The following is a 12,949-nucleotide window of genomic DNA, read 5'->3' as shown; positions in this document are numbered from 1 at the left end:
CAGCAGCGTAAAGGGTTCACACGCCTGACCGGGTCCATTACCCTGGACTCGGTAGTACATCGAGATGAACGAATGTCCCAGCTCAGCCCCCTGGACCGCCCCATGAGCATCCCCAGCACCCCTGGTGCCGCCGCCCCCTCCTCGTCGACCCCGGTCGCGTCCTCCGCGGGGCCCGGCGCGCCGCACCGGCGGGGTTCCCTCGGCCCCGTCGGGCTGGTCCTGGCCGGGGGTGTCTCGGTGCAGTTCGGCGGCGCTCTGGCCGTGACGCTGATGCCGCGCGCGGGTGCGCTGGGCGTCGTGGCGCTGCGGCTGCTGGTGGCCGCCGTCGTGCTGCTGCTGGTCTGCCGGCCCCGGCTGCGCGGGTACTCGCGCACCGACTGGGGCACGGTCGTCGTCTTCGGCGTCACCATGTCCGCGATGAACGGCCTGTTCTACCAGGCGCTCGACCGCATCGCGCTCGGCCCCGCCGTCACCCTCGAGGTCCTCGGCCCGCTCGCCCTGTCCGTGCTGGCCTCGCGCCGCGCCGTCAACCTCGTCTGGGCCGCGCTCGCCCTGGCCGGGGTCTTCCTCCTCGGCGGCGGGGGCTTCGGCGGCCTCGACCTCGCCGGTGTCGCCTTCGCGCTGGGCGCGGGCGCCATGTGGGCGGCGTACATCGTCTTCAGCGCCCGGACCGGCCGCCGCTTCCCGCAGGCGGACGGGCTGGCCCTGGCGATGGCGGTCGGGGCGCTGCTCTTCCTGCCGCTGGGCATCGCGGAGTCGGGGGCCAGGCTCGCCGACCCGGTGACCTTCGCGCTGGGCGCGGGGGTGGCGCTGCTGTCCTCCGTGCTGCCGTACACCCTCGAACTCCTCGCGCTGCGCCGGCTGCCCGCCGCCACCTTCGCGATCCTCATGAGCCTGGAACCGGCCATCGCCGCCACCGCCGGCTTCCTGGTCCTCGGCCAGGCCCTGTCCGCTCCGCAGGCCCTCGCCATCGCCCTGGTCGTCGCCGCGAGCATGGGGGCGGTGCGGACGCAGGTGCGGCGGCGGGGCGGGGTCCCGGGGAGCGTCCCGGGAGCCGGGCCGGGGCCGGAGGCCGCTTCGGGGCAGTGACGCAGGGCGCCTCGGAGCAGTGACGGAGGCCGTGAACGGCCCGCGCCCGTGCGGGACGCCGTCCGGGCCGCGTGCGGGACGCCGTCCGGGCTCCGTGCGGGACGCCGTCCGGGCGTCGGACCGGGTGCGCGGCGGCGCGGCGTAAATTCATGCAAGCGTGCTTGATTGTTTCTTCGGGCGCTGCCATGCTCCTCACCACATCGCCGCACACCGCCGTGCCCCGAGGGGAGCGTCACCGTGTCCGACCCGACGCCCGTGATCGACGACCTGCGTGAGGAGAGCGAGGAGCTCGACCGGATCGTCGGCGGGTTGAGCCCCGAGGAGTGGGCGCTCGCCACCCCCGCCCCCGGCTGGACCGTCGCCCACCAGATCGGCCACCTCGCCTGGACCGACCACTCGGCCCTGCTCGCCGTCACGGACCAGGACGGCTTCCACGCCCTGGTGGAGAAGGCGCTCGCCGCACCCCACTCCTTCGTCGACGAGGGCGCCGAGGAGGCGGCCCGGCTCGCGCCCGCCGAGCTGCTGACGCGCTGGCGGGACGGCCGGGCGGCCCTGGACGAGGCGCTGCGCGCCGCCCCGCCCGGCGCCCGTTTCCCCTGGTACGGCCCGCCCATGGCGGCCGCCTCCATGGCCACCGCCCGGTTGATGGAGACCTGGGCCCACGGCCTGGACGTCGCGGTCGCGCTGGGCGTGGCCCGCCCGCCGTCCGACCGGCTCCGGCACGTGGCCCGGCTCGGGGTGCGCACCCGGGACTTCGCCTTCGGGATCCACGGGCTCGACGTGCCCGCCGAGCCGTTCCGCGTCGAGCTGACCGCCCCCTCCGGCGGCCGGTGGACGTACGGCCCCGAGGACGCCCCCCAGCGCGTCACCGGGCCCGCCCTCGACTTCTGCCTCCTGGTCACCCAGCGCGCCCACCGCGCCGACCTGGCCCTGCGCGCCGAAGGACCGGCCGCCGACCGGTGGCTCGACATCGCCCAGGCCTTCGCGGGCCCGCCCGGCGCGGGGCGTAAGCCGGGGAGCGCCCAGGGAGCCCGGCCGTGACCGCGCCCCTGCGCATCGGCAACGCCTCCGGCTTCTACGGCGACCGCTTCGACGCCCTGCGCGAGATGCTCACCGGCGGTGAGCTCGACGTCGTCACCGGCGACTACCTCGCCGAGCTGACCATGCTCATCCTGGGCCGGGACCGGCTCAAGGACCCCGCCGCCGGGTACGCCCGCACCTTCCTGCGGCAGTTGGAGGAGTGCCTCGGGCTCGCGCACGAGCGGTCGGTCCGCATCGTCACCAACGCCGGCGGCCTCAACCCCGCCGGACTCGCCGACGCGGTGCGGGAGCTGGCCGGCCGGCTCGGCATCCCGGCGCGGGTCGCCCACGTCGAGGGCGACGACCTCACCACGGCGTTCCCCGGCAGCCTCGCCGCCCACGCCTACCTCGGCGGGTTCGGCATCGCCGCCTGCCTGCGCGAGGGCGCGGACGTCGTCGTCACCGGCCGGGTGACGGACGCGGCCCTCGTCACCGGGCCCGCCGCCGCGCACTTCGGCTGGCGGCCGCAGGAGTACGACCGGCTCGCGGGCGCCGTCGTCGCCGGGCACGTGCTGGAGTGCGGCGCCCAGGCCACCGGCGGCAACTACGCCTTCTTCACCGACCACGCCCCCGAACGGCTGCGCCGCCCCGGCTTCCCGCTCGCCGAGATCCACGAGGACGGCAGCAGTGTCATCACCAAGCACCCCGGCACCGGCGGCGTCGTGGACGTCGGCACGGTGACCGCCCAGCTGCTGTACGAGACGGGCGGCGCCCGGTACGCGGGACCCGACGTCACGGCCCGGCTGGACACCGTACGGCTCAGCCAGGACGGCCCCGACCGGGTCCGTGTCGAGGGCGTGCGCGGCGAGGCGCCGCCACCCACCCTCAAGGCCGGCCTCAACCGCCTCGGCGGCTTCCGCAACGAGATGACCTTCGTCCTCACCGGGCTGGACATCGAGCGCAAGGCGGCCCTGGTGCGGCAGCAGATGGAGGACGCCCTCGACGCCGCCAAGGCGCGGCCCGCCGAGGTGCGCTGGGAGCTGGTGCGCACCGACCGGCCCGACGCGCCGACCGAGGAGACGGCCGGCGCCCTGCTCCGGCTCGTCGTCCGGGACCCGGGCCAGGAGGCCGTGGGGCGCGCCTTGAGCGGGGCCGCGGTGGAACTCGCGCTGGCCAGCTACCCCGGCTTCCACCTCCTGGCCCCGCCCGGGAAGGGCGCGCCCTACGGCGTCTTCGAGGCCGCCCGGGTGCCCCAGGACGCCGTCGCGCACCTGGCCGTCCTCCACGACGGCCGGCGCGTCCCGGTGCCCCCGCCCCCCGGGGCCCGCGCCCTCGAGGACGTGCCCGAACCGCCCCTGCCGGACCCGCTGCCCCCCGGCCCCACCCGGCGCGCCCCGCTCGGCCTCGTCGCCGGAGCCCGCAGCGGCGACAAGGGCGGCGACGCCAACGTCGGCGTGTGGGCGCGCGGCGAGGACGCCTGGCGGTGGCTCGCCCACGAGCTGACGGCCGACCGGTTTCGGGAGCTGATCCCCGAGAGCCGCGGCCTGCCCGTCACCCGGCACGTCCTGCCCCGTCTGCGCGCCCTCAACTTCGTCGTCGAGGGCTTCCTCGGCGAGGGCGTCGCCGCCCAGCACCGCTTCGACCCGCAGGCCAAGGCCCTCGGCGAATGGCTGCGCTCCCGCCACCTGGACATCCCGGAGGCCCTGCTGTGACCGTCCTCTCCTCCGCCCTGGACACCGGGGCCCCGGACTACCAGACCCACCGCGAGACCATGCTCGCCCGGCTCGCCGACCTCGACGCCGAGCACGCCAAGGCCCTCGCGGGCGGCGGCCCCAAGTACGTCGAACGGCACCGGGGCCGCGGCAAGCTGCTCGCCCGCGAACGGATCGAGCTGCTCCTCGACCCCGACACCCCGTTCCTGGAGCTGTCGCCGCTCGCCGCCTGGGGCAGCGACTACGCCGTCGGCGGCTCGCTCGTCACCGGGATCGGCGTCGTCGAGGGCGTGGAGTGCCTGATCACCGCCAACGACCCGACCGTGCGCGGCGGCGCCAGCAACCCGTGGAGCCTGAAGAAGGCGCTGCGCGCCAACGACATCGCGTTCGCCAACCGGCTGCCCTGCATCAGCCTGGTGGAGTCGGGCGGGGCGGATCTGCCCTCCCAGAAGGAGATCTTCATCCCCGGCGGCGCCATCTTCCGGGATCTGACCCGGCTTTCGGCCGCCGGCATCCCCACCGTCGCCGTCGTCTTCGGCAACTCCACCGCGGGCGGCGCCTACGTCCCCGGCATGTCCGACCACGTGATCATGGTCAAGGAGCGCGCGAAGGTGTTCCTCGGCGGCCCGCCGCTGGTGAAGATGGCGACCGGCGAGGAGAGCGACGACGAGTCGCTGGGCGGCGCGGAGATGCACGCGCGCGTGTCGGGGCTCGCGGACCACTTCGCCGTGGACGAGCCGGACGCGCTGCGCCAGGCCCGGCGCGTGGTCGCCCGCCTCAACCACCGCAAGGCGTACCCGGATCCGGCCCCGGCGGCCCCGCCGAGGTACGACCCGGAGGAGCTGCTCGGCATCGTCCCGGGCGACCTGAAGATCCCCTTCGACCCGCGCGAGGTGATCGCCCGGATCGTCGACGCCTCCGACTTCGACGAGTTCAAGCCGCTGTACGGCACCAGCCTCGCCACCGGCTGGGCGACCCTGCACGGCTACCCGGTCGGCATCCTCGCCAACGCGCGGGGCGTGCTGTTCAGCGAGGAGTCGCAGAAGGCCGCCCAGTTCATCCAGCTCGCCAACCAGCGCGACATCCCGCTGCTGTTCCTGCACAACACCACCGGCTACATGGTCGGCCGGGAGTACGAGCAGGGCGGCATCATCAAGCACGGCGCCATGATGATCAACGCGGTCGCCAACTCGAAGGTGCCGCACCTGTCGGTGCTCATGGGGGCGTCGTACGGCGCCGGGCACTACGGCATGTGCGGACGGGCCTACGACCCGCGCTTCCTGTTCGCCTGGCCCAGCGCCAAGTCCGCCGTCATGGGCCCGCAGCAGCTCGCCGGCGTCCTGTCCATCGTGGCCCGCCAGTCCGCGGCCGCGAAGGGCCGGCCGTACGACGACGAGGCGGACGCGGCGCTGCGCGCCATGGTGGAGCAGCAGATCGAGTCCGAGTCGCTGCCGATGTTCCTGTCCGGGCGGCTGTACGACGACGGCGTCATCGACCCGCGCGACACCCGCACCGTCCTCGGCCTGTGCCTGTCGGCCCTGCACACCGCCCCCTACCAGGGCGCGCGCGGCGGCTTCGGCGTCTTCCGGATGTGAGGGACCACGTGATTTCGACTCTGCTCGTCGCCAACCGGGGCGAGATCGCCTGCCGGGTCTTCCGCACCTGCCGTGAACTCGGCATCCGCACGGTCGCCGTGCACTCCGACGCCGACGACGGCGCCCTCCACACGCGTCTGGCCGACGCCGCCGTACGGCTGCCGGGCGCGGCACCCGCCGAGACATACCTGCGCGGCGACCTGATCGTGAAGGCGGCGATCGCCGCGGGCGCGGACGCCGTGCACCCGGGCTACGGCTTCCTCTCCGAGAACGCCGACTTCGCCCGCGCGGTCCAGGACGCCGGCCTGGTCTGGATCGGGCCGCCGCCCGAGGCCGTCGAGGCGATGGCGTCCAAGACCCGGGCCAAGGAACTGATGGGCCTGCGCCCGCTGGAGCACGTCACCGAGGCCGACCTGCCCGTGCTGGTGAAGGCGGCCGCGGGCGGCGGCGGGCGCGGGATGCGGATCGTGCGGCGCCTGGCGGACCTGGACGCCGAACGGGCCGCCGCCCGCGCCGAGGCGGCGAGCGCGTTCGGCGACGGCGAGGTCTTCGTCGAGCCCTACGTGGAGGGCGGCCGGCACGTCGAGGTGCAGGTCCTCGCCGACACCCACGGCACGGTGTGGGCGCTCGGCACCCGTGACTGCTCTCTCCAGCGGCGCCACCAGAAGGTGATCGAGGAGGCCCCCGCGCCCGGTCTCTCCCCGCGCCTCGAACAGGAGCTGCGCGAGAGCGCCGTACGGGCCGCCCGCGCCGTCGACTACGTCGGCGCCGGCACCGTCGAGTTCCTGGTCTCCGGCGACACCGCGCACTTCCTGGAGATGAACACCCGCCTCCAGGTCGAACACCCCGTCACCGAGGCCGTGTTCGGCCTCGACCTGGTCGCCGCCCAGATCCGCGTCGCGGAGGGCCACGCCCTCGACACCGAGCCGCCCCGCCCGCGCGGCCACGCCGTCGAGGCGCGCCTCTACGCCGAGGACCCCGCCCGCGACTGGGCCCCGCAGACCGGCACCCTGCACCGCATCGCCGTGCCCGACGGCATCCGCCTGGACACCGGCTACGGCGACGGCGACACGATCGGCGTCCACTACGACCCGATGCTCGCCAAGGCCGTCGCGCACGCCCCCACCCGCGCGGAGGCGGTCCGCAAGCTCGCCGGGGCGCTGGAGCGGGCCGCGATCCACGGCCCGGTCACCAACCGGGACCTGCTCGTCCGCTCCCTGCGGCACGAGGAGTTCGCGGACGGCCGCATGGACACCGGCTTCTACGACCGCCACCTCACCGCCCTCACCACGCCCCTCCTCGACCCCTACGCGCCGCTCGCGGCCGCCCTCGCCGACGCCCACGGCCGCTCCCGCTTCGGCGGCTGGCGCAACCTGCCCGCCGAACCGCAGGTCAAGCGGTACGCCATGGCCGGTGAGGAGCACGAGGTCCGCTACCGGCACACCCGCCAGGGCCTCACCGCCGACGGCGTCCGCGTCGTGCACGCGGGCCCCCACCGGGTGGTCCTCGAAGTGGACGGCGTGCAACGGACCTTCCACGTCGCCCGGTACGGCGACCAGGTCCACGTCGACGCCACCACCCTCACCTCCCTGCCCCGCTTCCCCGACCCCGCCGACCAGCGCGCGCCCGGCTCGCTGCTCGCCCCCATGCCCGGCACCGTCGTCCGCGTCGCCGACGGCCTGACCACCGGATCCGCCGTCCAGGCCGGACAGCCGCTGCTCTGGCTGGAGGCGATGAAGATGGAACACCGGATCACGGCACCGGTCACCGGAACCCTGACGGCCCTGCACGCCGCCCCCGGCCTGCAGGTGGAGCCGGGAACGCTGCTGGCGGTGGTGCAGGAGACCTAGGGGCGCGGGGCTGTATCGACACGCGGCCCGGCCGCGTGAGCGCGACCAACCACGGACCACTCGCACTCGGGAGAAGACATGAGCCCCGTCATCGAATCCGAAGAACACAAGGCCCTCCGATCCGCCGTCGCCGCCCTCGGCAGGCGCTACGGCCGCGACTACCTCACCCGCACCGTCGCCGAAGGCAACCCGCCCACCGAACTGTGGGCCGAAGCCGGGAAGCTCGGCTACCTCGGCGTCAACCTCCCCGAGGAGTACGGCGGCGGAGGCGGAGGCGTCAGCGAACTCTCCATCGTGCTGGAGGAACTGGGCGCCGCGGGCTGCCCGCTCCTCATGCTGGTCGTCTCCCCGGCCATCTGCGGCACCGTCATCGCCCGCTTCGGCACCGAGGAGCAGAAACGCGCCTGGCTGCCCGGCCTCGCCGACGGCTCCCGCACCATGGCCTTCGGCATCACCGAACCCGACGCCGGCTCCAACTCCCACCGAATCACCACCACCGCCCGCCGCGACGGCGCCGACTGGCTGCTCACCGGCCGCAAGGTCTTCATCTCCGGCGTCGACACCGCCGACGCCGTCCTCATCGTCGGCCGCACCGAGGACGCCCGTACCGGCCGCCTCAAGCCCTGCCTGTTCATCGTCCCGCCCGACGCCGAGGGCTTCCAGCGCCGGGTGATCGACATGGAACTCAACGCCGCCGAGAAGCAGTTCGAGCTGGTCCTGGACGACGTACGGCTGCCCGCCGACGCGCTGGTCGGCGACGAGGACGCCGGACTGCTCCAGCTCTTCGCCGGACTCAACCCCGAGCGGATCATGACCGCCGCCTTCGCGATCGGCATGGGCCGCTTCGCCCTCGGCCGGGCCGTCGAGTACGCCCGCGACCGCAGCGTCTGGAAGAGCCCCATCGGCGCCCACCAGGCCATCGCCCACCCGCTCGCCCAGGCGCACATCGACCTCGAACTCGCCCGCCTGATGATGCAGAAGGCCGCCCACCTCTACGACGCCGGCGACGACATCGGCGCCGGAGAGGCCGCCAACATGGCCAAGTACGCGGCGGCGGAGGCCTGCGTGAAGGCCGTCGACCAGTCGGTGCACACCCTCGGCGGCAACGGGCTCACCCGCGAATTCGGTCTCGCCTCGTTGATAACCGCCGCCCGTGTGGCCCGTATTGCTCCGGTGAGCCGGGAGATGATTCTGAACTACGTCTCCCACCAGACCCTGGGCCTGCCCAAGTCGTACTGAGCCGGACCCGGCCGTACCCGAGCCGGACCCGGCCGTACCCGGCCGGGCCGTCCCCGGCGCACACCGTCGTGCGCCCGCCGTGCGAGGAGGAACCGTGTTCCGCAGCGAGTACGCAGATGTCCCGCCCGTCGAACTCCCCATCCACGAGGCCGTTCTGGGCCACGCCGCCGAGTTCGGCGACACGCCCGCCCTGATCGACGGCACCGACGGCACCACCCTCACGTACGACCAGGTCGACCGGTTCCACCGGCGGATCGCCGCCGCGCTCGCCGAGGCCGGGGTCCGCAAGGGCGACGTCCTCGCCCTGCAAAGCCCCAACACCGTGTCCTTCCCGGTCGCCTTCTACGCCGCCACCCGCGCGGGCGCCTCGGTCACCACCGTGCACCCGCTCGCCACACCCGAGGAGTTCGCCAAGCAGCTGCGGGACGCGAGGGCCCGCTGGATCGTCACCGTCTCACCGCTGCTGGCGGCCGCCCGCCGCGCGGCCGAACTGGCGGGCGGCACAGAGGAGATATTCGTCTGCGACAGCGCGCCCGGACACCGCTCCCTCGTCGACATGCTCGCCTCCGCCGCCCCGGAGCCCTCCGTCGCCGTCGACCCGGCACGGGACGTCGCGGCCCTGCCGTACTCCTCCGGCACCACCGGCGTCCCCAAGGGCGTCATGCTCACCCACCGCCAGATCGCCACCAACCTCGCCCAGCTCGAACCCCTGATCACCGCCGGGCCCGGCGACCGCATCCTCGCCGTGCTGCCCTTCTTCCACATCTACGGGCTGACCGCGCTGATGAACGCGCCCCTGCGCAAGGGCGCCACCGTCGTCGTCCTGCCCCGCTTCGAGCTGGAGACCTTCCTCGCCGCCGTCCAGGACCACCGCATCACCGGCCTGTACGTGGCCCCGCCGATCGTGCTCGCCCTCGCCAAGCACCCGGCCGTCGCCCGGTACGACCTGTCGTCGCTGCGGTACATCATCAGCGCCGCCGCCCCCCTGGACGCCCACCTCGCCGCCGCCTGCTCCCGGCGCCTCGGCCTGCCGCCCGTCGGCCAGGCCTACGGCATGACCGAACTGTCGCCCGGCACCCACGTCGTGCCCCAGGACGCCCTGCACAAGGCACCCCCCGGCACCGTCGGCAAGCTCATCGCCGGCACGGAGATGCGCATCGTCTCCCTCACCGACCCCGGCAAGGACCTCGGCGTCGGGGAGGCCGGCGAGATCCTCATCCGCGGCCCCCAGGTGATGAAGGGCTACCTCGGCCGCCCCGACGCCACCGCCGCGATGATCGACCGCGACGGGTGGCTGCACACCGGCGACGTCGGCCACACCGACCGCGACGGCTGGCTGTTCGTCGTCGACCGGGTCAAGGAACTCATCAAGTACAAGGGCTTCCAGGTCGCCCCGGCCGAACTGGAGGCACTGCTGCTCACCCACCCCGGCATCGCCGACGCCGCCGTCATCGGCGTCTACGACGACGACGGCAACGAGGTCCCGCACGCCTACGTCGTACGGCAGCCCACCGCCACCGACCTCTCCGCCGGCGAGGTCATGATGCACGTCGCCGAGCGCGTCGCCCCCTACAAGCGGGTCCGGCACGTCACCTTCCTCGACGCGGTGCCCCGCGCCGCATCCGGCAAGATCCTCCGCCGCGAGCTGCGGGACCTGCGCGAACGGCAGCAGCGCCGGGCCGAGGAGCACCGGCCCGAACAGCACCGGCCCGAGGAGCAGCAATGACCCTGATCGCCCGCACCCGCGCGCGTGCCGTCGAGACACTCGCCCTGGACTCGCCGGACAACCGCAACGCCCTGTCCGCCGCCCTCGTCGGCGAGCTCGCCGGCGCGCTGACCGACTGCGCCGAGGACACCGGCGTCCGCGCCGTCGTCCTCACCCACACCGGCAACACCTTCAGCGCCGGCGCCGACCTGCGCGACCCGCCCCACCCCGACGCGCTGGTCGGCCTGCTCCGCCTGATCACCGAACTCGGCAAGCCCGTCGTCGCCCGGGTCACCGGACACGTCCGGGCCGGCGGCCTCGGCCTGCTCGCCGCCTGCGACATCGCCGCCGCCGGCCCCCGGGCCACCTTCGCCTTCACCGAGGTCCGCATCGGAGTGGCCCCCGCCGTCATCTCCCTGCCGCTGCTGCCCCGCACCGACCCGCGCGCCCTGGCCCGCTACTACCTCACCGGCGAACGCTTCGGCGCCGCCGAGGCCGCCCGGATCGGCCTGGTCACCGCGGCCGGGGACGACGTCGACGCCGTACTCGAACCCGTCCTCGACGGCCTGCGCCGCTCCTCACCCGAGGCACTGGCCGAGACGAAACGGCTGCTCACGGCTAGGGTGCTGGAAGCCTTCGACCGGGACGCGGCCGACCTGACCGCGCTTTCGGCCCGGCTGTTCGCCTCCGCGCAGGCGCGCGAGGGCATGACGGCCTTCCTCGAACGACGGGACCCTTCATGGGTGGTGTGAACACAGCCGAACGCGACCGCGCACCCAAGCAGGACCGCAGCCGGGCCACCCGGCAGCGGCTCCTGGAAGCCGCCGTGGCCTGCCTCGCCGAACACGGCTGGGCGGGCTCCACGGTCTCCGTCGTCGCCGAGCGCGCCGGCGTCTCCCGCGGTGCCGCCCAGCACCACTTCCCCACCCGCGAGGACCTCTTCACCGCGGCCGTCGAGTACGTCGCCGAGGAACGCTCCACCGCCCTGCGCGCCCTCTTCCCGGAGGGCGCCGGCGCGGACCGCCGCGCCGTGGTGAGCGCGCTCGTCGGTCTCTACACCGGCCCCCTCTTCCGCGCCGCCCTCCACCTGTGGGTCGCCGCCTCCGACGAGGAGCAGCTGCGCCCCCGCGTCACCGAACTCGAGGCCCGCGTCGGCCGCGACAGCCACCGCATCGCCGTCGAGCTCCTCGGCGCCGACGAGTCCCGCCCCGGCGTCCGCGAAACCGTCCAGGGCCTGCTCGACATGGCCCGCGGCCTCGGCCTCGCCACCCTCCTCACCGACGACCGGGCCCGCCGCGAGCGCGTCGTCGCCCAGTGGGCCGCCCTCCTGGACGACGCCCTCGGCTGAACCCCGTTCGGGAGGACGCACGCCCCCGGCCGGCCCGAGCGGCCGGCCCCCGGCGGCCGTACCGGATGTGAGGCGGGCCACACGCGAAAACGGGCGTCCGCAGTAGCCTGTGCCCATGCTTCCGATGCTCGTACGCCGTCGCCACGTGGACTACGTGCGCGTCACGAGCATGGGCTGTCGGCGCTCCGCCTGACCCAGCCCCCGCGCGGCCGCCTCTGCCCGCCGCGCCCTCTCACCCGGTACCGCCCACCATCTGGCCCGGTACCTCCCATCCGGCACCCACGGCCGCCCGCCCACCCCTGACGGCGGCCGGGTCCCCGTACACCCGCGGACGCACCCATGACGAACCCGGTCAGCACCCCGGCGACGACCTCGCCGTACGACCAGCTCCCGATCATCGACCTCTCCGCCGCCGACCGCGGCCCCCAGGCCCGCGCGCTGCTCCACGCCCAGCTGCACAGCGCCGCCCACGACGTGGGCTTCTTCCAGCTCGTCGGGCACGGCGTCACGCCCGCCGAGACCGACGCGCTGCTGGACGCCATGCACGCGTTCTTCCGGCTCCCCGAGGCCGACCGGCTCGCCCTCGACAACGTCCACTCGCCGCACTTCCGCGGCTACACCCGCACCGGCGACGAACGCACCGCCGGCGCCCGCGACTGGCGCGACCAGCTCGACATAGGCGCCGAGCGCCCCGCCCGCGTCCCCGGCCCCGCCGAGCCCGCCTACTGGTGGCTCCAGGGCCCCAACCAGTGGCCCGCCGCCCTGCCCGAACTGCGCACCGCCGCCCTCACCTGGATCGACCGGCTCAGCGCCGTCGCCGACCGGCTGCTGCGCGAGCTGCTCACCGCCATCGGCGCGCCCGCCGACTTCTACGCCCCCGTCTTCGGCGCGCACGCCCACCCGCACCTCAAGCTCGTCCGCTACCCCGGCAGCGCGGGCGACGGCACCGACCAGGGCGTCGGGGCCCACAAGGACTACGGCTTCCTCACCCTGCTGCTCCAGGACGAGGTCGGCGGCCTCCAGGTGCAGCGCGAGGACGGGCGCTTCCACCCGGTGTCGCCCATCCCCGGCGCGTTCGTCGTCAACCTCGGCGAGCTGCTGGAGGTGGCCACCGACGGCTATCTGGTGGCCACCAACCACCGCGTCGTCTCACCACCCGGTGCCACCGAGCGCTTCTCCGTGCCGTTCTTCTACAATCCGCGCCTGGACGCCCGCGTCGAACTGCTGCCCTTCCCGCACGCGGCCACCGCGCCCGGCATCACCGACGACCCGGCCAACCCCCTGTTCGCCGAATACGGCTACAACGAGCTCAAGGGCAAGCTGAGGGCGCATCCCCTGGTCGCCCGGCGTCACCACGCGGAGCTGCTCACTCCGGCGTGATCGGCGCCGAC

At 74.5% G+C, this 12,949-nt stretch carries 10 protein-coding genes; all 10 read left to right on the top strand.

The window, feature by feature from the left end; translation table 11 throughout:
* Nucleotides 1-102: 102 nt before the first annotated feature.
* Nucleotides 103-1,089: an EamA family transporter gene (locus tag ACIPM1_RS20895; RefSeq protein ID WP_402437120.1), complete on the top strand. Its 987-nt coding sequence runs from the start codon at nt 103-105 to the stop codon at nt 1,087-1,089.
* A gap of 237 nt (nt 1,090-1,326) precedes the next feature.
* Nucleotides 1,327-2,130 (top strand): TIGR03084 family metal-binding protein, encoded by an 804-nt coding sequence (locus tag ACIPM1_RS20890; protein WP_402436842.1) that lies wholly within the window; start codon nt 1,327-1,329, stop codon nt 2,128-2,130.
* On the top strand, nt 2,127-3,821 hold the full coding sequence (locus ACIPM1_RS20885) for an acyclic terpene utilization AtuA family protein (protein ID WP_402436840.1): 1,695 nt from the start codon (nt 2,127-2,129) through the stop codon (nt 3,819-3,821). Before ACIPM1_RS20890 ends, ACIPM1_RS20885 begins: the two co-directional genes overlap by 4 nt.
* Nucleotides 3,818-5,416, top strand: a complete 1,599-nt coding sequence (locus ACIPM1_RS20880) for an acyl-CoA carboxylase subunit beta (RefSeq protein WP_402436838.1) — start codon at nt 3,818-3,820, stop codon at nt 5,414-5,416. Before ACIPM1_RS20885 ends, ACIPM1_RS20880 begins: the two co-directional genes overlap by 4 nt.
* A gap of 8 nt (nt 5,417-5,424) precedes the next feature.
* On the top strand, nt 5,425-7,266 hold the full coding sequence (locus ACIPM1_RS20875) for a biotin carboxylase N-terminal domain-containing protein (protein WP_402436836.1): 1,842 nt from the start codon (nt 5,425-5,427) through the stop codon (nt 7,264-7,266).
* Between the two features lie 78 nt (nt 7,267-7,344).
* Complete coding sequence (locus ACIPM1_RS20870) at nt 7,345-8,505, top strand: acyl-CoA dehydrogenase family protein (protein WP_402436834.1); 1,161 nt, start codon at nt 7,345-7,347, stop codon at nt 8,503-8,505.
* 94 nt (nt 8,506-8,599) lie between these two features.
* The gene (locus ACIPM1_RS20865; RefSeq protein WP_402436832.1) at nt 8,600-10,231 is read left to right on the top strand and encodes a 4-coumarate--CoA ligase family protein; all 1,632 of its coding nucleotides are present in this window, start codon (nt 8,600-8,602) and stop codon (nt 10,229-10,231) included.
* Nucleotides 10,228-10,962: an enoyl-CoA hydratase family protein gene (locus ACIPM1_RS20860; RefSeq protein WP_402436830.1), complete on the top strand. Its 735-nt coding sequence runs from the start codon at nt 10,228-10,230 to the stop codon at nt 10,960-10,962. The genes ACIPM1_RS20865 and ACIPM1_RS20860 overlap by 4 nt, the downstream gene beginning before the upstream one ends.
* Nucleotides 10,950-11,558: a TetR/AcrR family transcriptional regulator gene (locus tag ACIPM1_RS20855; RefSeq protein WP_402436828.1), complete on the top strand. Its 609-nt coding sequence runs from the start codon at nt 10,950-10,952 to the stop codon at nt 11,556-11,558. The genes ACIPM1_RS20860 and ACIPM1_RS20855 overlap by 13 nt, the downstream gene beginning before the upstream one ends.
* A 339-nt stretch (nt 11,559-11,897) precedes the next feature.
* A complete protein-coding gene (locus ACIPM1_RS20850) occupies nt 11,898-12,938 on the top strand; it encodes an isopenicillin N synthase family dioxygenase (RefSeq protein ID WP_402436826.1) in 1,041 nt (346 codons plus the stop codon).
* The last annotated feature ends 11 nt before the right edge of the window (nt 12,939-12,949 follow it).

This window comes from Streptomyces sp. NPDC086766 (assembly GCF_044746005.1).
Classification (GTDB): Bacteria; Actinomycetota; Actinomycetes; order Streptomycetales; family Streptomycetaceae; genus Streptomyces.
This window is presented reverse-complemented; position numbering and strand designations above follow the sequence as displayed.

What these genes read in the sequence shown, in the direction of transcription:
- ACIPM1_RS20895 (WP_402437120.1), top strand. Translation starts at nt 103, where the DNA reads ATGAGCATCCCCAGCACCCCTGGTGCCGCCGCCCCCTCCTCGTCGACC.
- ACIPM1_RS20870 (WP_402436834.1), top strand. Translation starts at nt 7,345, where the DNA reads ATGAGCCCCGTCATCGAATCCGAAGAACACAAGGCCCTCCGATCCGCC.
- ACIPM1_RS20860 (WP_402436830.1), top strand. Translation starts at nt 10,228, where the DNA reads ATGACCCTGATCGCCCGCACCCGCGCGCGTGCCGTCGAGACACTCGCC.
- ACIPM1_RS20855 (WP_402436828.1), top strand. Translation starts at nt 10,950, where the DNA reads ATGGGTGGTGTGAACACAGCCGAACGCGACCGCGCACCCAAGCAGGAC.
- ACIPM1_RS20850 (WP_402436826.1), top strand. Translation starts at nt 11,898, where the DNA reads ATGACGAACCCGGTCAGCACCCCGGCGACGACCTCGCCGTACGACCAG.